The sequence below is a fragment of the Akkermansia muciniphila genome, from assembly GCF_040616545.1.
GTDB classification, from domain to species: Bacteria; Verrucomicrobiota; Verrucomicrobiia; order Verrucomicrobiales; family Akkermansiaceae; genus Akkermansia; species Akkermansia muciniphila_E.
In genome coordinates, this window is sequence record NZ_CP156688.1 from 818,071 (window position 1) to 838,806 (window position 20,736).

The following is a 20,736-nucleotide window of genomic DNA, read 5'->3' on the forward strand; positions in this document are numbered from 1 at the left end:
GCCTGCGGAACTATTCCGCCGCCTTTTCTTCCTCCTTCTCCTGCTGCATGTAGGGCAGGAGCTGTTCATACGTGTCCCTGCCCAGGTAGCGCTTGATGGAGCGCTCCGGCGTTTTGAAAATATCCACCAGAATCAGGCAGTCCAGCACGTCGCCGAAGTGCTTGTCCACGCTGAAGGACAGGATTTTTCCGTTCAGCTTCAGGTACTGGCGCAGCAGCACGGGAATTCCCTTGCCGTCCTCTTCAATGTCCGCCACCAGCTGGGAAAGTCCCTGCGCATCCGTCAGGCCGATGGGGAGGATGCAGGATTCCGACCTCTTCAGGTCCGCCTTGCGGGGCGGATTGTAGGCCTTCACCTCATGCACCAGCACGGGTTCCATTTCATGCGCCTTCAGGTAGGAAACGATGAGGGCGCGGGAAAGGTTGGTGTAATCACGGGAAATGCTGACCGTGCCGAACAGGTAGCGGTAATGGTGGTTGCGGGCCATGAACTGGCCGATGCCCTCCCAGATGAAGCCGAGGGCCAGCGGCCTTTTCTGGTATTCCGGCACGATGAAGGCGCGCCCCATTTCCAGGGAGCGGTCCAGCACCTTCAGGGCGGCCGGGGAAAAGGAGAAGTATTCCCCGTTATACAGCCCTTTCACGCCGTAGCGGGCGATGATCTTGTCCGTCTCCCCCATGCGGTAGGCGCCCACAATCTTCCGGTGGGTGCGGTCCCACAGGAACAGGTGCTTGTAATGATTGTCATACGTGTCCAGGTCGCACGCCTTGCCGGAACCCTCCCCCACCTGGCGGAAGGTATATTCCCGCAGACGCCCTATCTCAATCAGGATATTGGGGATTTGCAGGGCGTCCGCCACGTACACGTCCCAGTCTCCGTTCTCCTGGCGGGCATGCAGGCATTCCGGGGGCAGCGCGTCAATCTCCGCCTGCATGTCCTGCACGGAAACGGGGGAAATCAGCGTGGCCATCTTCGCCTTCCGGTCCTTCTTGTGCACATGGGGACGGCGGCTTTTTTCATAACTCTTGCCCAGCAGGTAGGTGCGCAGGCGCAGATGGGAGACCATGGCTTCATCAGAATCATACTGCCCCAGCTGGCTGAACGGAATGGGCTTGCCCACCACAATGCGGTGCGTACGGCGGCCGTCACGCCCCACCTCACGGGGAAGGAAGGCCACGCGCGCCTTGCGGTTGATCAGAGAAACGCCCTGGAACAGCAGGCTGTTGCGCCCCGGGAAATACACGGGCACCACCGTCGCCTTCGTCATGCGGATAATGGCGGCGATGTTCGTGTTCCAGGGATCGTCCGTCACCCTCTTGTGGGCCAGCGAAAAGCTGGAGGCCGTGCCGGCGGGAAAAATGCCCAGCACGCCGCCCTTCCGCAGCCAGGAGATCATCTGGCGCATGCCGGAAAGGTTCTTGCGCTTGGCGGTTTCATCCTCGTAAACGTCCACCTTGATGAGCCAGGGGTCCAGCTCCTGGCACAGGGAAAGCTGCTCGTTGGCCAGGATGCGGACATCCTCCCGCACGCGCGTGAGCAATTCCCCGAACATGACGCCGTCCGACAGGCCGTGCGGATGGTTGGCGACCACGACCACCGGGCCCTTCTTGGGGATATTTTCCAGGTCCCCAGGACGGAGCTGCAATTTCAGGTTCAAGTGCCTGGAGGCAAGCTGGAAGAAATTCTCCGGGGAGCCGGACTCCTTGTCGCGCACGATCTTGTCGTACGCCTTGTTCAGGCGTTCCAGGCCCAGCAGCTTTTCAGCAGACGCCGCCACCAGCGAAGGCAGACGCGTGTTTTCGTCCAAAATATCTCGGATGTCCACCATCTTCGGGCGTTTGAGCTGGGCCATGCCCCGCTGTATAACGGATTTACAGGAAAAAGTGAAACTCTTTTTGCACTGCCGTCCGGAACGCGGTCTTGATTTCCACAGGGCGCAAAGTTACAATCCAAGCGGCTTTAGCCCCCATTTCCAACATAGAAGACACTCATGCACCCAGCCATCGCCATTGACGGCCCCGCCGCATCCGGAAAATCCACTGTCGCCAAGCTCATTGCGGACCGCCTCGGCTACACGTTCATCAACACCGGAGCCATGTACCGGGCCGTCACCTGGTACATGCTGGAACAGGGCATTGACCCGGCGGATACGGACGCCGTGCTGGCCGCCCTGCCCTCCGTCCCCCTCTCTTTCGGCAAGGACGGCAGCCGCTCCGTGGTGCTGTGCGGGGAACATGTGCTGGGTGAAGAACTCACACGGCAGCAGGTCAACGACCACGTCTCCACCATTGCGGCCATTCCGGAAGTGCGCTCCCTGCTGGTGGAACGGCAGCGGGAATACAACCGCCGGGAACCCGTGGTCATGGAAGGCAGGGACATAGGCACCGTGGTCTTTCCTGATACGCCGTTCAAGTACTTCGTCACCGCCTCCGAGGAAGTGAGGGCCGCCCGCCGCGCCGCGGAAGGCCTGACGGATTCCATCGCGGAACGTGACCGCAAGGACTCCTCCCGCGCCACGGCTCCGCTGGCGCAGGCGCCGGACGCCCTGCTGGTGGATACGTCAGACATGACGATTGACCAGGTCGTCCACTTCATTACGGATAACATTCAACAAAAACTCGCCGCCAGATGAACTCCTTCTACTGGGTTTTCTACACGCTTTTCAAAAGCATCTCCAAAGCCTTCTTCTCCTGGAAGGTCGTCAACCGGGAAAAGCTGATTGAAGACGGCCCCGTGCTCATTGTCAGCAATCACCAAAGCTTTCTGGACCCTCCCATGCTGGGCATCTCCTATGAGGAGGGCATCTATTTCTTCGCCCGCAAGACCCTGTTCCAGGGCATCTTCAAGTGGGCTCTTCCGCTTTGCCAGGCCATCCCCATCGACCAGGAAAACCCGGACGCCGCCAGCCTCAAGCACGTGATACGCCTGCTGAAATCCGGCAAGCGCGTGCTCGTCTTCCCGGAAGGCTCCCGCACGCCGGACGGTGAGGTACATGACGGCATGGGAGGCATCGGCCTCATCCTGAGCAAGACGAAAGTACCCGTGCAGCCCCTGCGCATCAGCGGGGCGTATGAAGCCTTCCCCATCGGCTCCCGCTTCCCCAGAATCCATCCCGTCACGGTCACGGTGGGGGACCCCATCCCCTTCACTCCGGCGGAACTCAACGCCAGAGGAAAAGAGGCGTACCAGCATCTGACGGACAGGATCATGGACGCCATCCGCGCCCTTCCTGCGGAATAATCCCCTTTCCCGGCCCCATGATTTCCAGGCTGAAATTAATGGACTTCCGCTGCTACGGGAGCTTCTCCTGGCAGATTCCGCAGCAGGGGGCCATCATCCTGGGAAACAACGCGCAGGGGAAAACCAGCCTGCTGGAGGCCGTCTGCTTCCTGCTCCGCCTGCAATCCCCCCGCACCGCCCGGCCCGGCCCGCTGGCGGCCCACGGCAAACAATCCTTCGGCATCCGCGGGGAACTGCCGGGGCAGATCAGGCGCATCCTGTGGGCCCCTGACGCTCCGGACCTCCGTGTGAACGGCGAACCGCGCAAGGACCAGCGCAGCTACCTGGCGGACAGCTACCCCGTGGTCTGGCTGGGCAATGACGATCTTTCCCTGGTCCAGGCCGGAGCGGACGCCCGCAGAAAATACATGGACTTTCTGGGCAGCCAGTGGCACCCTGGCTACAGGCTGGCCCTGTTCAGCTACCGGAAAGCCCTGAAAACGCGCAACTACCTGCTTAAACACAGGCATAAGGACAAGCTCCAGCTGGACGCGTACACGCAGCAGCTTGCCCTGCACGGCACGGAACTGAGGAACCTGCGCGCCAGCCTGCTGGCGCTTCTGGCTCCCCATATCGCCCTGGCCTACCGCAACATCGGAGGAAGGGAGGAACAGGCCGCCGTCACCTACCGCGCCGCCGAGGAAGGGGACCTGTACGAACGGCTGTGCGCCGGGGTGGACCGGGACATCCGGTACGGACAGACCCAGAACGGCCCGCACCGGGACGATCTGGACATCACGCTGAACGGCAGAAGCGCCGCCCAATTCGCCTCGGAAGGGCAGCAGCGCACCATCGCCATCTCCATGAAGCTGGCGCAGTCCTCCCTGCTTACGGAGGAAACGGGCCACACGCCCATTCACCTGATTGACGACGTCTTCGGAGAGCTGGACCCCACGCGGCGCGTGGCCTTTCTCCAATCACTCCCGGCGGACGCCCAGAGCCTCATCACCACCACCCATCTGGACTGGCTGCATGACGCCCCGTGCCCGCTGCCGGTCTTCCGGCTGGAGGACTCCACGCTCAAGCCGGTCTGAACACGGCCTGGCTGAAAAAGGAACCGCCCGGGCACCCTATTCCTTCACCCATACGTTCAGTATTTCCACAATGTACATCTTGTGGAAATCCCCGGCCGCATACCATTCCGGCACAATGGTCTTGTCCAGAAAAGCTTCCGGATTCAGAGCCTCCGCGTACAGCTTGCGGCATTCCAGCACCAGGCGCGCTTCCGCAAAGCTCACGTTGCCGTTTTCCGTTACATGCGGAGTCAACCCGGAGGCGGCCACCTTGTCCGTGTCCCGTCCGCTGGTGGTGCCGCAAACGGTAAGGGCCTTATGGTACTCATGACTGAAGAAGGAAAGCGTGAACTCCTCCCCGGCTTCAATGAAGCGGAAGGTATGGCGCTGGGGCCGGATGACCACGAACGCCACGGGCTTTTTCCACATGAAGCCCAGGCCTCCCCAGCTGGCCGTCATCATATTGAAATGCTCCGGCGTTCCAGCCGTCACCAGCATCCAGTCGTGCCCGATCAACTGCATGGCATTATCCCGAATCTCCTTTGGATCAATCTTTTTCATCGTGGTTTCTAACGTTCGTTCGCCTACTATCCTACACCTCCGCGCCCATATGTCAAAGCCGTGCCGCGGCTGGGATGACGCGGAAAAAGCGGCCCCCGCCCTTCCGGAAACACCCTTCCTTTGGAGTTGCATTTCCGAATTGGCGGCCCTAGCATTTCCGGGATGAACTATACCGCGCTGGAAGACAAGCTGGGTTACCGCTTCAAGAACCCGGACCTGCTCGTGCAGGCCCTGACCCACCCCAGCACGGACAGCAAGCCGGAAACGCGCCGGACGTATGAACGCCTTGAATTCCTGGGAGACGCCATTTTACAGCTGGCCGTCACCCAGTACCTTTACCACCAGATGCCCCAGTCTCCGGAAGGGGAGCTGACCCAGCTGCGCGCACGCACCGTCAGCCGCGCCAACCTGGGCAAATACGGCTACATCCTGGGGCTGGACAAGTACATTTCCCTGGGAAAGGGGGAGGAAAGAGCCGGAGGCCGGGGAAAGAATTCCATCATTGCCAACACGTTTGAATCCGTCTTCGGGGCCATGTCCCTGGATTCCGATTATGAAACGGCCAAGGCCGTGGCCCTGCGCGTTCTGCATGAGGCGCTGGACTCCGCGGCCAGCCACCCCAAGGAGATCAACCCCAAAGGGGAACTCCAGGCCATTCTTCAGGACATCCTGCCCGAAACTCCTTCCTATGAAACGGAAGAAAAAGGGCAGAGGGACGCCGAAAACCGTTTTCACTCCCGCGTTTTCTGGCATGGACACGCCATCGGTTCCGGCCATGGAGCCAGCAAGCGGAAGGCGGAAGTGGCCGCCGCCGCGGACGCCCTGGCCGCCAAAGCATGGCTCCGCATTACCGTGTAACCTTCAATGGGACGGGTGGCTATTTTGTCACCCTTAAGCCTTGGACAGCCCTGTGGCTGGTTTGATAGACAGAAGCCGTCTCCGTGAGGAAGAACCTTCCCCGGAAGACCTTCTCACAGACACACACCAACCATAGAAAACAAATGAAAACCTATACTCTCCCCGTCATCGGCATCATGACTCTCGGAGCCGCCGCCTTTGCCGCCGCCGCGCCTTCCACGGCATCCACCGGAGACGTTCTGCTGGCCCGAGACAGCTTTTCCACCTGCAAATGGCTCGGTGACCGTTTCAAGTGGTTCAATGCGGAACGGGATCACAAGAATCCCTACATCCAGGAATTCAACGTTTCCCTGCGCATGCAGTACGGACTGGACTGGATTGACCCGAACGGCGAAGGGCGCGTGATGGGTGAAAAGGAAGGCAACGGACGCCGCTTTAACGACGAGTGGCGCCGTTTCCGAGCCGGATTCAACATGAAGTTCCTGAAGAACTTCAAATTCAACAACGTCTGGAACATCGGCGGCATGGACGGTCTGGAAAGCTACAACACGGAGACCAACACCTGGGACACCTCCGACCTGACCTATTCCCTGTATGAGCTGAATCTGGAATACAAGGGCGGCCCCGTCACCTACGCCCTCGGCAAGATGAAGCCGCGCATCACCGGAGAATACCGCACCTCCTCCTCCGCCATCCTGACCATTGAGCGCTCCATGCTGGTCAACCAGCTCCGCCCGGAGACCAACTACGGGTTCCAGGTGAACAATTCCGACAAGAAGGATACGCTGGGCTGGGCCGCGGGCATCTGGATGAACGGCAACGGAGGCACGGGCACCGGAACGTTCAACAACCGCATTGAACCCGCCTTCAATTCCCAGGACAACTGCTTTGTCACCGGCACGCTGAGCTATGACACGTCCAACGACGTTTTCCTGAAGAAGAGCCGCCTGTGGCTGGATTACGCACATAACTTCACCAAATGGGGAGACGACGCCCGGAACAAGGCGTACGACAAGCTGCATGACTACAGCTTCAAGTCCAAGTACCAGGGCACCGGAGCCAAGGACGTGGTGGCCCTGACCTGGGAAGGCTCCCAGGGGGATTTTTCCCTGATGACGGAAGTGATGGCCGGGTTCAACGTCATCGGCATGAAAGCCGGGGCTGAAAACGTGTTCGGCGTGACCATCATGCCGTCCTACCAATTCACGCCCCACTGGGAAGGAGTGCTCCGCTACCAGATGGCGGCGGGCAGCAATGCCGTGAAGTGGGAAAAACGCTACACGCAGAACTCCACCTATTCCAACACGTCCGACTGCATGCAGGCCCTGTACCTGGGCGTCAACTATTACATTTTCGAATGCAATCCGAACATGGCCAAGATCATGGCGGGCGTCGAATACGCCCATTCCAACGGCACGGACGCCAGCAAGCAGAAAGGCTTCACCGGCTGGAGCTATAACATCGCGTTCCGCACCAACTTCTAGGAGGGAGGTTGAGGCGTAAAGCCACACACCCGGTTCATGGACAGGATGGACGGCATGGAGTATAATCCAGCCCATCCTGTCCATTCCTTTTAGAAATCACAGCCGGATGTCCGGCAGCGCTTCCGATTTCAGCGTAATCAGCTTGGGTTGGGCGGTGTATTCACGGCCCTTTTTTACCAAACCCCCGGCGCTCACCAGGGATTGGAGCTTTTCATAAATGCGCAGCCTCAGGATTTCCTCGCCGCCCAGGGACATGTGCTTCTCCTTCATCACGATAACGGTACGCTGGAAGATATCGTTGAATTCCAGCATGCCCGCCTCATGAAGAATGACAATAAGCTCATCAGTCACCAAATCCGGTGTCTTGCGCGAGGAACGTGATCTCCTATCCTCCAGCATGATGATAGGATACTATCATGACACACTTCCAGGCGTCAAGTTGATAAGACTTGCGTCATTTTCCCCCGGTGCGGGACAGGAAGAGCATGAGAGGCGAACATCCGGAAACGGATAAGGAAATTTCCCTGGGGCCGAAGATGCGCTTATTTCCCCATCCGCGGGATTCACCGGAAAGATATTCTGCAAGAAGCGGGGAAAAGGGATACGTATTACCTGTAATCCGGGCCATTCGGAATAACAGCCCCGGAATTTCATTTTTACAGCGGAGAAGTGATGAACCCGTTCATTTTCTGTCCATGCATAGCCGCCGCGGTTTTTCTGGCCCCTTTTTCCCTGTGGGCCGGGGAAGCCGTATTCATGAGCTACAATGTGAAGAACGGCACCGGCATGGACGGCAGGCGGGACGATGACCGCACGGCGCGGGTAATCATGGCGGCGAAACCGGACGTCGCGGCCCTTCAGGAACTGGACAGCAAGACAAAAAGGAGCGGCGGCAAGGACACTTTGCAGGAATTGGCCGCGAGGACAAAGTTGACGGGGACGTACGCCAAGGCCATTGATTATTCGGGCGGTTCCTATGGAGTGGGCCTTTTGTCCCGGGAGAAGCCTTTGAGCGTCCGGCGAATTCCTTTGCCCGGCAGGGAGGAGGCGCGCGTGCTGCTGATGGCCGAGTTCAAGGATTATTGTTTTTGCGTCACGCATTTGTCCCTGACTCAGGAGGACAGCAACGCTTCCATTGACATAATTGCCACCCTGGCCGCGGAATGCAGGAAGCCCTTTTTCATTGCGGGAGATTTCAATTTGACGCCGGACTCGGAACCGGTGGCCAGGATGAAGAAGCACTTCATCCTTCTGAGCGATTCTTCCCAAAAAACGTTCCCTGCCGACCATCCGGCGGAATGTATTGATTACATCTGGATGTACAGGGGGAGAAAGGCGGAGGCGTTCAAGGTGGCGGAACGCAGGGTGATTGAAGAACCTGCCGCTTCCGACCACCGCCCGGTTAAAGTAGTGGTCCGCTATTAATGCCTTCGGCTCGTCAATGGGCGGTCCTTGGCGCGTTCACGCCGCCCACCAGCAGCACGATTTCCCCTTTGGGGGCGCGTTCCGCAAATTCCGCCGCCAGACGTGCAGCGGGGCCGCGGTGATAGGTTTCAAAGGTTTTGGTGAGTTCCCTGGCTACGCAGACGGGTACGTCCGGATCCAGCGCCGCCAGCGCCTGCACGGTTTTGACGATGCGGTGGGGGGATTCATAAAAGATGCTCGTGTGGCTGGCTTCCACCGCCGCCTGGAGCATGGCCCCTTTCCTGCCGGATTTGACAGGCAGAAAGCCGCCAAAGAAGAAGGCGTCCGTAGGCAGTCCGGAACCCACCAGCGCCGTCACCACGGCGGACGGTCCGGGCAGCACGGTGAAGCTGACTTCCTTTTTCTTGAGCATCTGGATGAGGCGGTACCCCGGATCACTCACGCCCGGCATTCCCGCATCACTGATTACGGCGAAGCTTTCCCCTCCGGCGGCACGGGCGGCAATTTCCCCGGCGCGGGACTGCTCGTTGTGGTCATGCATGCTCATCAGCGGCTTCCGGATTTCATAATGGGAGAGCAGCAGGCCGGAATGGCGGGTGTCTTCACACGCTATGACGTCTACCTTGCGCAGCACGTCCAGCGCCCGCAGGGTGATGTCCGCCCGGTTGCCGATCGGTACCGGGACAAAGTAAACGCTGTATTCCACTTCCGCCATAAGCAAGGATTTTCCGGAACAGTAAGGGCCTATCCGTTGGTAAGGGTTTCCGCTATGGAGGTGGCCACCAGCCGCGCCGCATAGGAGAGGGCGTTGGTCCGGGCCGTCTGGATGTTGCCCAGGTCAAAGAATTGGCTCACTTCCTCGGCAGAGCTGGCATACAGGACCTCGTTCGTCCTGCCGTCCACCACACGGTATTTGACGGCCAGGCGCAGGCCCAGTTCCGTACTTTTATAGGTGTCTTCCCGGCTGGAACGCAACTGGTCAAAGGTGATGGAGTACACTTCCCCCTCCACCCGGATGTCCGCCCCGGAGCGGGAGCTCAGCTTGTAGGTGCCGTCCCGCTGAAGTTCATCCGCCAGAGCGCCGGTCACCAGCGTGGCGGCGCGGGGTTCCAGGGAATTGTTGGCAAAGAGGCAGACCTGGACGGTTTTCGCAAATTCCAGCTTTGGCGGCTTGGTGCCCCCCAGCTGGTAGCCGCAGGAGCCAGCCAGCAGGCACAGCGCGGGCAGAAGAAGTTTAAACAGGTGCCGGAGGCGGTTCATGCGGAGGGAGGGTTCCTGTTATTTGCTGGTGACGCCCAGTTTTTTCAGGCGCGCCTTCGCCGTAGCGGCGGCGGCGGGATTGATGTTGCCCTTGGAGGCCACTTCCTGGTAGCAGAAGATGGCCGCATTGGTGTCCTTCATCTTGGTAAGGTAGTATTCCGCCACTTCCAGCTGCTGGGATACCAGTTCACGCTTCATGGCGGCCAGGTCGGAACGCGCGGCCCCGGCGCGGGAGCTGTTGGGGTAGCGCTGCAGGTAGTCTTCATACGCTTCCTGGGCGCGGGCCACATTGACGTGGTTGCGGTCCCCGTCAGCGGCGGCCTGGCGGTACAGGGTGGCTATCTGGAGCTGAGCCGTGGGGGCCAGCGGAGAGTGCGGGTGGTTGTCCACCAGGTTCTGGTACGCTTCAATGGCCTCCTTCATCCGCCCGCGGGCGGCCAGGTAGCTGCCCAGCACGTTCATGGCCTGCGGGGCGGTGGAGGCATACGGAGCGTTGTCGCGCACGTGGTTCAGCCATTCCGTGACGTTCTTGGGGTCCATCTTGACGTCAAACATCCATAGCACGCGGTTGGTCAGCGCGCCGCTCGCGGCGCCGAAGGCCATTTCCTTCTGCCGCTCCATGGCCTGCTTGTACAGCGGGCTGTCCGGGTGACGGTCAATGAGCTTCTGGTACTGGTCAAAGGCATCCGCAGGTTCCTTGCGGGCTTCATAGAGTTCCGCCATTCTGAACCGTGCCTGCGGCGCTTCCTTGGAAAGGGGGTGCTTTTCCACCACGCGCTTGTATTTCTTGATGGCGCCGGACAGGTCGTTTTTCGCTTCCTTCGCCCTGGCTTCCTGCATCAGAGCAATCGCCTGCTGGTCCACCATGCGGACGGTTCCGGGGGGCGGGGGCGCTTCCGAAGAGCACTGGCACAGCACCAGCGTTCCGGAGACGGCGGCCATCATGACAAGCAGCTTTTTCACATTCATGACTTTACAGCAGAAAAAGAGGGCGCGTCAACCCGGTGAACGCAGATTGACGCGCAAAAAAGAGTTAATGGCCCTTGCCGTATACGGCCTCGGCATCAAAGACAACGCCTCCGTCCGCTTCGCGCAGCGTGGCGGGTTCCCCCTGCGGCTGCGCCTTCAGTTCCTCGCCAAAGGGCACGGAACGGTAGAAGCAGGAGTGGTGCCCGGTGTGGCAGGCTCCGGCGCCGCACTGGTCCACCAGCACGATCAGGGCGTCCTGGTCACAGTCAATCAGGATTTGCTTTACCTTCTGCACGTGGCCGCTGGTCGCGCCCTTATGCCAGATTTCCTGGCGGCTGCGGGAGTAGTAAACGGCTTCTCCCAGCTCCATGGTCATGCGCAGGGATTCCGCGTTCATGTAGGCCAGCATCAGCGGTTCATGGGTAACGTGGTCCATGGCGAGGGCCGGAATGAGGCCGTTCTGGTCAAATTTGGGGGCGAATTCCACGCCTTTTTCCACATTCACCTTGCCGCGGTCGGCAAAGACAATCCGGGATGAGATGTCATTTTGTTCCATAACCGGCCCCCTTAGTACATGAAATATCCGACATATACCAATCTTTTCTGTTGCCCTGACGCAACGAAATGGTTTCATAGGGAGCGTATGGCATTCACGGCATCCCAAGCGTTCGACCTGCTCCGCACCGCCTTCTCCCGCAACCGGCTTCCCCACGCCCTGCTCATTGTGGGAGACGAACACCAGGGAGCCTCCCGCCTGATTCTTCAACTGCTGGAGCTGATGAACGGCATCCGGGCAGACCACCTGGACGGCGTGCGGGACGAGTACTGCCGCTTGGTGCGCCCCAAGTCCAAGTCGCGCCGCATCCTGCGGGACGACATCCGCGCGGTGGAGCCTTTCCTCCAGCAGCGCGCGGCGGAGGGGAAATGGAAGATAGCCGTGTTCATGGATGCGGAGCGCATGAATGACGAGGCCGCCAACGCCTTCCTGAAAACCCTGGAGGAGCCGCCCAGCCAGTGCCTGCTGATTCTGGCCACCTCCCAGCCGGACCAGCTTCTCCAGACCATCATTTCCCGCTGCGTGCGCGTCAACCTGCTGCAATCCGCGGAGTTCAGGCTCACCCCCATCCAGGAGGCCCTGCTGCCCCACTGGCTGGAGACCTGCCGCAACCTGGACAATGACCTGGCCGCGCTGGCCTTCCGCAGCAAGTTCGTGGACGTCATGACGGAGGCCAAGGCCGCCATCACCAAAAACCTGAACCAGGCCCTGAAGGATGAGGCTAAGGAAGCCGCCCAGGGCACGGACACCTCCGACTGGGAGTCCCGCAACAAGGACGCGAATGCCGCCCAGATAGAGACGGAGTACCTGGAACAGCGCAACCAGGCCCTGGAACTGCTCATCAGCTGGTTCGGCCAGGCGGCCCTGATCGCCTCCGGAGCCCCGGAGGTCACGCCAATTCATCCGGAGGTGCGCACGCTGGCCGCACAGATGCCCGTGAACGAATTGCTGAAGCGCATGGAAGCCCTCAACAGGCTCCGCGATGATTTGAATTTCAACATTCATGAAGCCCTGGCGCTGGACGTCCACCTGCTGGCCGCCGTCGGGTCTTCCTGAATGAAGACTCCCTCACCCCCTACCCCACTATGACCTGCTACCCCTGCCTGCTGTTGTCAGCCGCCCTCTTCCTCGGCTGTTCGTCCGCCGTCCGCGCCGTCACCCCGGAAGAAGGGAGGCGCATTTACCTGGAAGCGAAGGAAGGAAACGCGGAATCCCAGTACCGCCTGGGCCTGTGCTTCCTGAAGGGAGACGGCGTGAAGCGCAGCCCCTCCCAGGCCAAATTCTGGTTTTCCAAGGCGGCCAGGCAGGGGCACCGCACGGCGGAACGCTCCCTGCGCCTGGTTCCCCAAAAGGCCCCCCTGCCCGTGGACCCTTCCGCCGACCGGGCCACCCGGGAGAAGAAAGGGCTGGAATTGTATGAGTACCTGTACAAGCTGAAGGATTACAGGCCCGCGCGGGAAAGCACAACCTCCTCCGTCACCATCAACGGCAAGAGGAAGTATGACAAGCTGCCGGAACAGGGGACAAAGCCGGACCTTTCCAAAGTGAGCGCCTTCATCCGCGCCGGGGCGGATGTGAATTACCAGGGGGAGGGCATCAGGGGGGATAATTCTTGCGCGCTGGCCCTGGCGCTGGACATGCAGTTTTTTGAATTGGCGGACCTCCTGATTGCCAACGGGGCGGACGTCAATCTGGAAATAGGCCGGTCTGACGAGTATAAAAACGCCTCTTCCTCCCTTCTTTCCAGGCATTATTTCAATCCCAGGGCTCCGCAGGCGGCCTATCTGCTGGAGCACGGGGCGGACCCGGATTACGTGTGCAATGACGGCAGAACGCTGCTGATTTCCGCCGCCAGGTACGGGAATGAGGAGAGCGTCAGGGTCCTGCTGGAAAACGGCGCGGACCCCAATAAACCCAACGGCAAGCCGCGGCTAGGCCATTACAAGCCGGCCCATTCGGAAACGGCCCTGTGGGTGCTCGCGGACGTTTCCGGCCTTCAGGAAAATTCCATAAACGCCGCCGCCAAATTGTTGATTGAGCACAAGGCGGACGTGAATTTCCGCGCCAGGGGCGGGGCCACTCCCCTGGACCGCGCCATCGCCACCGGAAAGAGCAGCCTGGCGCGCCTCCTGAAAGAAGCAGGGGCCAAAACCTCCAGGGAATTAGACGGAAAATAAGGCGCGGAAGCTTAGCCTTTTTCTCCTCCCTGCCGGAGGCGGGGGAGAAGAATTTCCTCATAAGCGCGGAATTTCTGCTCATACGTCAGCCGCGCCGCCGCCGGGCTGGTGGAGGGCATCTGGATGATGGCAGGGGTTTCCCGGAGGAATAGTTCCGGAAAATACCGTTTGAGGTATTTATGGGAGGCGGTGCCGTTGCAGCAGACCGTGCCGATGCCGGGAAAGCATTCCAGCAGGGCGGCAATGTCATTGGGCTGTTCCTGGGAGATGTGCTGGTCCAGGCTGCCGGGCCTGACGCCGGAGGCCACCACGTCCCACAGCCCCACCCCGCCCCGGTTGAGGAGAGACAGGCGTTCCCCGTACGGCAGGGAGGGGTCAAAGCCCAGCAGGGTTCCCATGATTTTCCAGAAGGCGTTGCGGGGGTGGGCGTAATATTGCGCCTGCCGCAGGGATTCGTCTCCCGGCAGGGAGCCGAGCACCAGCACGGAGCATTCCGGCGTGACGGAGGGAGGGAGGGAGCATTTCTTCACGGCGGGAAATAGTCAGGGGTTCTGCATGCCGGAGTACCTGCGCACTTCCTTGATGCCCACTTCCTGCCGGAGCAGGGAGGAGAGCCACGGGTGGCTTCCCACCGCCGGGGCCAGGTTGAACCGCTCCGGCCTGGTGATGCGCGTGAAGATGACGCGCCTGATCTGGGATTTGGGCACCGTTTTGGCTCCGTAGCCGTCCGGCATGTTGGAGGACCAGAAGGTGACCGTGTCCCCGCCGTCCTTCACCAGAACGGTCAGGTGGCCGGATTCCCGGCGCCCGATGTGGTCCGTCCAGAATATTTTCATGAAGTCTCCGGGACGGGCCTTCCGCCAGTCTTCAAAGTTGACGCCGGCCCCCAGCCTGTGCACCAGCACGGCCAGGCCGGGACCGTTGGCATTCGCCCAGCCCCACGGCCCTTCGCCGTCATGCTGGCCCAAGCGGGGGATGAGGGCCAGCCACGCGCGCTCGGAAATAACGGGCTGCGGCTGGGCGGCGTCCCACAATTGCAGGGATTTTAAAAGGAGCAGGTAGCAGGCGGAGGAACAGAAGGAGGGCGTAGCCTCCCGGAGGAGGAAGACGGGACGGCGCGTGCGGGGGTCCCAGCGGCAGGTTTTCTCCGCCAGGGCTTCCATGGCCTGCCTGTTGGTCTTGTATCCGCCGCCGGTCCGGAATTGGGAAAGCCCGGCGCGCAGGGACTGGTACCATGCGGCCTCTCCGGGAGTCATGGCCGCGCCGCGCCGCGCGGGGGCGTGTTCCGCCGCCGTAACGGCTGCGGGCCACAGCAGCCCGAGGCAGCAAATCAATGTCAGGGCGTTCCTCATCCTTGCCCCACAGGGTATACGGGCGGCGGAAAATATCAAGGGCGGATTGCGCGCGCAGCGCTGTACGGAAAGGGAAGAAGGCCATAGCCTTTTCCCCGGAATTCCTGTTGTTTTGTCTGGACTTATCGCACAACGTCCCTTACTGTGCGTCAGGTCACGCGCCGGGTATGCGGAGCGGAGAGGCAACGCACCTTGGGCGGACCTTGTTTCCGGTATTTATTTTTAACCACCACGGACCACATAGAGGCATCATACCATGGCAAAACGCGAAGACATCCGCAAAATCCTCATCATCGGCTCAGGCCCCATCATCATCGGCCAGGCCTGCGAGTTCGACTACTCCGGCACCCAGGCCTGCAAGGCCCTGCGCGCTGAAGGTTACGACGTCGTTCTGGTGAACTCCAACCCCGCGACCATCATGACGGACCCGGGCATGGCGGACCACACCTACATTGAGCCTCTGACCGTGGACCGCATCACGGCCGTGATTGAGAAGGAACGCCCGGATGCCCTGCTGCCCAACCTCGGCGGCCAGACGGCCCTGAACCTGGCCTCCAAGCTGAATGAGGAAGGCATCCTGAAGCAGTATAACGTGGAAGTCATCGGCGTGGACCTGGAAGCCATCGCCCGCGGGGAAGACCGCATCATTTTCAAGGAAACCATGGACAAGATCGGCGTGCCGGTGGCCAAGTCCGAACCCGTCTATACCGTGGAGGAAGCGGAGAAGGTGGCCGCCGAGCTGGGCTACCCCGTCGTGCTCCGCCCCGCCTACACCATGGGCGGCACGGGCGGCGGCATCGTGTACAACGTGGAGGAACTGCGCCAGATCGTCCCCCGCGGCCTGGCCGCCTCACTGATCAACCAGGTGCTGGTGGAAGAATGCGTGCTGGGCTGGGAAGAACTGGAACTGGAAGTCGTGCGCGACGCCAAGGGTGAGAAGATCACCGTCTGCTTCATTGAAAACGTGGACCCCATGGGCGTGCACACCGGGGACAGCTTCTGCGTGGCTCCCATGCTGACCGTTCCGCAGGATGTGCAGGACAGGCTTCAGGACTATTCCTACCGCATTCTGGACGCCATCGGCGTCACGGGCGGCACGAACGTGCAGTTTGCCCACAACCGTGAGGACAACCGCATCATCGTCATTGAGATCAATCCCCGCACCTCCCGGTCCTCCGCCCTGGCCTCCAAGGCCACCGGCTTCCCCATCGCCTCCGTCTCCACCAAGCTGGCCTCCGGCATCACGATGGACGAGCTGCCCTACTGGCGCAAGGGCTCCCTGGAAAAGTACGAGCCTTACGGCGACTACGTCGTCGTCAAGTTCGCCCGCTGGGCCTTTGAAAAGTTCCCCAAGGCAGCCGACAAGCTGGGTACCCAGATGAAGGCCGTAGGGGAAGTGATGAGCATTGGACAGAACTTCAAGGAAGCCTTCCAGAAGGCCGTGCGCTCCCTGGAAATCGGCCGCGCCGGGCTGGGCCGCGTGAAGAAGCTGGAAGCCCTGACCACGCCGGAACTGCGTGAAAAGATCACGTACGGCAACAGCGAACGCTTCTTCCAGATTTACGAGCTCCTGCGCCGCGGCGTGACCGTGGAGGAGATCGTGAAGCTGACCCGCATCACCCCGTTCTTCATTGAGCAAATGAAGGAACTGGCGGACTTTGACTTCTCCCTGGACAGCCAGGACTGGGATTCCCTGCCCGTGGAAACCCTGCGCCGGGCCAAGGAAATGGGCTTCTCCGACAAGTATCTGGCCCAGATTTTCAACGTGCCTGAAAAGGCCGTCCGCACCCGCCGCCAGAAAAACGGCATCACGGCCACCTACCGCATCGTGCCCGTCAGCGGCGTGGAACACGCGGAATACTACTATTCCACTTACAGCGGCGCAGAGGATGAAGTGCCCGTGAACGACAAGAAGAAGATCATGATCCTGGGCGGCGGTCCCAACCGCATCGGCCAGGGCATTGAGTTTGACTACACCTGCGTGCACGCCGCCTTCACCCTGCGGGACAACGGATATGAATCCATCATGGTAAACTGCAACCCGGAAACGGTCTCCACGGACTTTGACACGGCCAACAAGCTGTACTTTGAACCCGTGACCGTGGAAGACGTGCTGGCTATTTACGAAAAGGAAAAACCGGAAGGCGTCATCGTCCAGTTCGGCGGCCAGACCCCGCTCAACATCGCCCAGGCCCTCAAGGACGCCGGCGTGAAGATCATGGGCACCCAGCCGGAAGGCATCCGCCTGGCGGAAGACCGCGAGTACTTCCGCGAACGCATGATCGCCCTGAACATCCTCCAGCCGGAAAGCGGCACCGCCCGCTCCCTGGAGGAAGCCGTGGAACTGGGGCGCCGGATCGGCTACCCGGTGATGGTGCGCCCCTCCTTCGTGCTGGGCGGCCGCGGCATGGAAGTGATTTACGATGAAGAAAACCTGAAGCGCTATGGCGTGGAGGCCATCCAGGTCAGCCCGGAATATCCCATGCTGATCGACCGTTTCCTGGACAATGCCATTGAAGCGGAAGTGGACGCGCTGGCCGACGGCACGGACACCTTCGTGGCTACCGTGATGGAACACATTGAGCTGGCCGGCATCCACTCCGGGGACTCCGCCTGCGCCATTCCTCCCGTGACCATCGCCCCCAAGCATGTCCGCACCATTGAGGAACACGCCGCCAAGATCGCCAAGGACTTCCAGGTAAAGGGCATTCTGAACGTGCAGTTCGCCATCTGCGACGACGAGGTGTACATCATTGAAGCCAACCCCCGCGCCTCCCGCACGGTGCCCATCGTCTCCAAGGTCACGGGCATCTCCATGGCGCGCCACGCCACGGAAATCATGCTGGGCAAGAAGCTCAAGGACCTGGGCCTGAAGCCGCGCGCCTGCCGCTTCATCGGCGTGAAGGAAGCCGTCTTCCCGTTCAACATGTTCCCGGAAGTGGACCCGGTCCTGGGACCGGAAATGCGCGCTACCGGGGAAGTCATGGGCATTGCGGACAACTTCGGCATGGCCTATTACAAGGCCCAGGAAGCTGCAGGCTGCATCCTGCCCACTTCCGGCAAGGTGCTCGTCACCGTCTCCGACCGCGACAAGAAGTTCATTGAACCCATCGCCCGCGACCTCATCTCTCTGGGCTTCAAGATCGTCTCCACCGGCGGCACCGCGGAATACCTGCGCGGCCAGGGCGTGGAAACGGAAGTGGTCAACAAGCTGCATGAAGGCCGCCCGAACCTGGGCGACATGATCACCAACAAGCAGATTGACCTGATTATCAATACCCCGGTGGACCGCACCAGCATGATTGACGACTCCTTCATCCGCATGCAGTCCATCCAGAAGAAGATTCCCTACATGACCACCATCGCCGCCGCCAGGGCCACGGTGGAAGGCATCCGCTCCGCCCAGCAGGTGAAGGTATCCCCCCGCTCCCTCCAGGAATATCATTCCTGAACGCGGACGGCCCCAGCCGTTTAAAAGGAATGCCCCGCATGCCGGAAAAGCATGCGGGGCATTTTTTAACCGGAAACCCTATTGCCGGGTGACTTTCAGGCGCAGGAAGCGGCGCGCGTTCCCGCCGTGCACGGGCTCCGGGTCTTCAAAAACCGCTTCCGTTTTTCCCTTTGTCTCCATGACTTGAACGGGCGCCCACGTTTCCAGATCAGGGGAACACTCCACGGAATGCTCCACGTCAACGGCCTGCGGATTAACGGGCCATTCAAGCACAAGGCATTTGCCGCCGTTCTCCTTTTCCCTGACCGTGAGCCGGGTAACGCTTCCGCATGGCTTGAGCGGGTCAAGCCCCGTGGCGTACTTCATCAGGTTGGAAATGCCGTCCCCGGCCGGGCATGCGTCCGGAGCCATTTGGCCCTCCGGCGTTCCGTCCGGAAAACGGTCTTTCTTCCATTGGTCATACGGGCTCCCGGCCTGGGTGATGGAAAGCAGGCGGGTCAGCCCTTCCGGCGTGGCTACCTCCATGGAGCCGCTTCTGGAAGCGGGGGAATTGTTGGGAGCAGCCGTCACGGTGAAACTTCCGTCTCCATGGCCGGAGAGGGTTTCCGGCACGGCCCAGGACGCATGGGAAGCAACGTTCCATGCGCCCTCACAAACAACGTCTATCCGCACGCCCCCGGCGCCCTCCCTGCCCAGGGAAAGCTGTTCGGGAGAAATGCGGAAAACAGTCACCGCCTTCTGGGAAGATTCAAAGTACAGCTCCGGCAGGGAATCCTGCCCCATCTTCCACGGAGAGGAGTCATCCTCCCCAAAGGAAAAACCCAGCCCGTTCCACACATTTCCGGAACCGTCCACGGACGCGGAGGCGCCATTCCTGTTGTTGGAGCGGTGGACGGCGGAAATGTCCTCCCCATGCGCGGAAATGGCGGAGGCGCTGTTGAAGGCATTGTTTTCCAGGACGGAATCCGCCATGTATCCCAGAATGCCCCCTGCATAAACGCTGGCCGCCGTGCCCGCGACAGACCCGGAAGCCGCGCACCCGGTATAGCTGCCTCCCATGTCATAGCCGCAAAACCCTCCCGCCATGGCATAATAGGAACCCGCCGTTCCTTCCACGTTCCCGGCCCCGTAGCAGCGGGAAAACGTGCCTCCCCGGTGGTTGTACCCGGTGAACCCGCCCGCCATGGCCGTACAGGCTCCGGAGGCTGCCGCGGCGTGCGCCGCCACCCTGGAGACGGAGCGGCAATTCTCGCTGCTTCCCAGACCGTTCCTTCCTGAAAATCCGCCCGCACAGGCATAATCCTGGGAAGAGTAAACACTTACTTCCGCCCCTCTGGCGGCGCAATTCACGTACCGGCAGCGCACGCTGTCTCCGGTGAATCCTCCGGCCCAGCCCTTGGCGGAATGAAGAATCCGCACGCTGCCGGAGGCAGCGCAGTTCATGAACCCGGCGCAGGAGGCAAACCCCATGAAACCGCCCAGCGTAAATGTCTTGCCTTCATCATCGGCCTCCACGGTACAGGTGGAAAAACAATTCCGGAACGTGGAGGATACGCCGTCATCCGCCTCCGGCAGAAAAGCCGCCATCCCGCCTCCGTAGCCATGGAAAAAGGAGGCAAATTCCACGCCGCTTTCCCGCGTCACCACCACGCGGCCTTGGGAATAACAGCCCTTCAGGGAACTTCCGGCATGCCCCGTGCCCAGGAAGCCCCCGGCAAAAAAGGAGGCGGAAATGGAGCACGCGGCGCCGCACCGCACAAAGGAGGAACCGCCGCCGTCCCGCCCTACCAGGCCGCCTGCTTCATAAAGGGAGCTGACGCTCCCTTCCACCGTGCAATACAGGAACCGGGTTCCCCTGGAAAAAGCCGCCAGGCCGCCGGCGGATGAAACAGCCCTGACGGTCTGGGAGACGGAAACGTTCCTGAGATGGACGTCTCGGATATCCGCCTCATGCAATGCCGCAAAAAGCCCTGCATGGGCAAGACTGTCCGTTTGCACGGAGACATTGGAAATGGTATGCCCGCGGCCGTCCAGCTTTCCCTGGAAGGCTCCGGTCCCGTCTTCCACGGCGGAAGAGGAGCCGATGGGCGTCCAAGCTCCTTTCAGAACAATGTCCCCGGTCAGGATAAAGTGCTTGTCCCTGTGCGCCGGTCCGCAATAACCGCCCAGCGCGGCCAGCCCCTCCGGACTGGAAATCAGGTAGGGGGCCTCCCGAGTGCCGTCCCCGCCGTCAAAACCGGACGCCCCGCAGACCGGAGGAACGGCAAGAGCGGCCATCAGGAACAGCCCTGCACGGAAAAGGGATGAACGAAACCTACCGGAGAAAAACAGGGAAAGGAGACGCTTCATGG

Annotated in this window: 19 protein-coding genes; 9 read left to right on the plus strand and 10 right to left on the minus strand. The window is 60.9% G+C overall.

The genetic code is table 11. The annotated features are described in order from the left end of the window. Positions 1 to 10: 10 nt before the first annotated feature. Positions 11 to 1,852, minus strand: coding sequence for a lysophospholipid acyltransferase family protein (locus ABGM91_RS03350; RefSeq protein ID WP_354833661.1), 1,842 nt, complete (start codon positions 1,850 to 1,852; stop codon positions 11 to 13). Positions 1,853 to 1,990: 138 nt separating this feature from the next. Between ABGM91_RS03350 and cmk the strand changes: the two genes are divergently transcribed. From cmk to recF, 3 genes are read left to right on the plus strand one after another with little or no spacing between them, the layout of a single operon-like run. Beyond that, entirely contained in the window at positions 1,991 to 2,632 is a 642-nt protein-coding gene (gene cmk / locus ABGM91_RS03355) for a (d)CMP kinase (protein ID WP_354833663.1), read from the plus strand. Beyond that, entirely contained in the window at positions 2,629 to 3,240 is a 612-nt protein-coding gene (locus tag ABGM91_RS03360) for a lysophospholipid acyltransferase family protein (RefSeq protein WP_354833665.1), read from the plus strand. The genes cmk and ABGM91_RS03360 overlap by 4 nt, the downstream gene beginning before the upstream one ends. Before the next feature lie 17 nt (positions 3,241 to 3,257). After that, positions 3,258 to 4,313, plus strand: coding sequence for a DNA replication and repair protein RecF (gene recF, locus ABGM91_RS03365; protein WP_354833667.1), 1,056 nt, complete (start codon positions 3,258 to 3,260; stop codon positions 4,311 to 4,313). A 36-nt stretch (positions 4,314 to 4,349) separates the two neighbouring features. Here the strand turns inward: recF and ABGM91_RS03370 are convergent, their stop codons facing one another. Next, positions 4,350 to 4,853 (minus strand): flavin reductase family protein, encoded by a 504-nt coding sequence (locus tag ABGM91_RS03370; protein WP_354833669.1) that lies wholly within the window; start codon positions 4,851 to 4,853, stop codon positions 4,350 to 4,352. 162 nt (positions 4,854 to 5,015) lie between these two features. Between ABGM91_RS03370 and rnc the strand changes: the two genes are divergently transcribed. Together rnc and ABGM91_RS03380 are read left to right on the plus strand one after the other, a co-directional pair. Next, positions 5,016 to 5,711: a ribonuclease III gene (gene rnc, locus ABGM91_RS03375; RefSeq protein WP_354833671.1), complete on the plus strand. Its 696-nt coding sequence runs from the start codon at positions 5,016 to 5,018 to the stop codon at positions 5,709 to 5,711. Between the two features lie 143 nt (positions 5,712 to 5,854). After that, on the plus strand, positions 5,855 to 7,195 hold the full coding sequence (locus ABGM91_RS03380) for a porin (protein WP_354833673.1): 1,341 nt from the start codon (positions 5,855 to 5,857) through the stop codon (positions 7,193 to 7,195). A 96-nt stretch (positions 7,196 to 7,291) separates the two neighbouring features. Here ABGM91_RS03380 and ABGM91_RS03385 read toward each other — a convergent pair whose 3' ends face one another. Further along, on the minus strand, positions 7,292 to 7,546 hold the full coding sequence (locus ABGM91_RS03385; protein WP_354833675.1) for a hypothetical protein: 255 nt from the start codon (positions 7,544 to 7,546) through the stop codon (positions 7,292 to 7,294). 321 nt (positions 7,547 to 7,867) lie between these two features. Between ABGM91_RS03385 and ABGM91_RS03390 the strand changes: the two genes are divergently transcribed. Then, positions 7,868 to 8,620 carry an endonuclease/exonuclease/phosphatase family protein gene (locus tag ABGM91_RS03390; protein WP_354833677.1) on the plus strand — a complete coding sequence of 251 codons (753 nt, stop codon included), beginning with the start codon at positions 7,868 to 7,870 and terminating at the stop codon, positions 8,618 to 8,620. Positions 8,621 to 8,633: 13 nt separating this feature from the next. Here ABGM91_RS03390 and rsmI read toward each other — a convergent pair whose 3' ends face one another. The 4 genes from rsmI to hisI all read right to left on the minus strand — a co-directional run bounded on the left by rsmI (position 8,634) and on the right by hisI (position 11,405). After that, positions 8,634 to 9,335 (minus strand): 16S rRNA (cytidine(1402)-2'-O)-methyltransferase, encoded by a 702-nt coding sequence (gene rsmI / locus ABGM91_RS03395; RefSeq protein WP_354833679.1) that lies wholly within the window; start codon positions 9,333 to 9,335, stop codon positions 8,634 to 8,636. Positions 9,336 to 9,364: 29 nt separating this feature from the next. After that, entirely contained in the window at positions 9,365 to 9,880 is a 516-nt protein-coding gene (locus ABGM91_RS03400) for an LptE family protein (RefSeq protein ID WP_354833681.1), read from the minus strand. An 18-nt stretch (positions 9,881 to 9,898) separates the two neighbouring features. After that, on the minus strand, positions 9,899 to 10,849 hold the full coding sequence (locus ABGM91_RS03405; RefSeq protein ID WP_290565372.1) for a tetratricopeptide repeat protein: 951 nt from the start codon (positions 10,847 to 10,849) through the stop codon (positions 9,899 to 9,901). Positions 10,850 to 10,913: 64 nt separating this feature from the next. Then, the gene (hisI, locus tag ABGM91_RS03410; protein ID WP_354833684.1) at positions 10,914 to 11,405 is read right to left on the minus strand and encodes a phosphoribosyl-AMP cyclohydrolase; all 492 of its coding nucleotides are present in this window, start codon (positions 11,403 to 11,405) and stop codon (positions 10,914 to 10,916) included. Between the two features lie 87 nt (positions 11,406 to 11,492). Here hisI and ABGM91_RS03415 point away from each other — a divergent pair, with 87 nt between their 5' ends. Both ABGM91_RS03415 and ABGM91_RS03420 read left to right on the plus strand, forming a co-directional pair. Then, positions 11,493 to 12,461 (plus strand): hypothetical protein, encoded by a 969-nt coding sequence (locus tag ABGM91_RS03415; protein WP_215426987.1) that lies wholly within the window; start codon positions 11,493 to 11,495, stop codon positions 12,459 to 12,461. Positions 12,462 to 12,490: 29 nt separating this feature from the next. After that, complete coding sequence (locus ABGM91_RS03420; RefSeq protein WP_354833686.1) at positions 12,491 to 13,582, plus strand: ankyrin repeat domain-containing protein; 1,092 nt, start codon at positions 12,491 to 12,493, stop codon at positions 13,580 to 13,582. Positions 13,583 to 13,593: 11 nt separating this feature from the next. On the opposite strand, the gene ABGM91_RS03425 is transcribed toward ABGM91_RS03420, so the two are convergent. Together ABGM91_RS03425 and ABGM91_RS03430 are read right to left on the minus strand one after the other, a co-directional pair. After that, positions 13,594 to 14,112: a DNA-deoxyinosine glycosylase gene (locus ABGM91_RS03425; RefSeq protein WP_354833688.1), complete on the minus strand. Its 519-nt coding sequence runs from the start codon at positions 14,110 to 14,112 to the stop codon at positions 13,594 to 13,596. 12 nt (positions 14,113 to 14,124) lie between these two features. Beyond that, complete coding sequence (locus tag ABGM91_RS03430) at positions 14,125 to 14,934, minus strand: hypothetical protein (RefSeq protein ID WP_354833690.1); 810 nt, start codon at positions 14,932 to 14,934, stop codon at positions 14,125 to 14,127. Positions 14,935 to 15,190: 256 nt separating this feature from the next. On the opposite strand from ABGM91_RS03430, the gene carB reads away from it, so the two are divergent. After that, entirely contained in the window at positions 15,191 to 18,385 is a 3,195-nt protein-coding gene (carB, locus tag ABGM91_RS03435; protein ID WP_354833692.1) for a carbamoyl-phosphate synthase large subunit, read from the plus strand. A 78-nt stretch (positions 18,386 to 18,463) separates the two neighbouring features. Here carB and ABGM91_RS03440 read toward each other — a convergent pair whose 3' ends face one another. After that, positions 18,464 to 20,734: a BACON domain-containing protein gene (locus ABGM91_RS03440; RefSeq protein ID WP_354833694.1), complete on the minus strand. Its 2,271-nt coding sequence runs from the start codon at positions 20,732 to 20,734 to the stop codon at positions 18,464 to 18,466. Between the last annotated feature and the right edge of the window lie 2 nt (positions 20,735 to 20,736).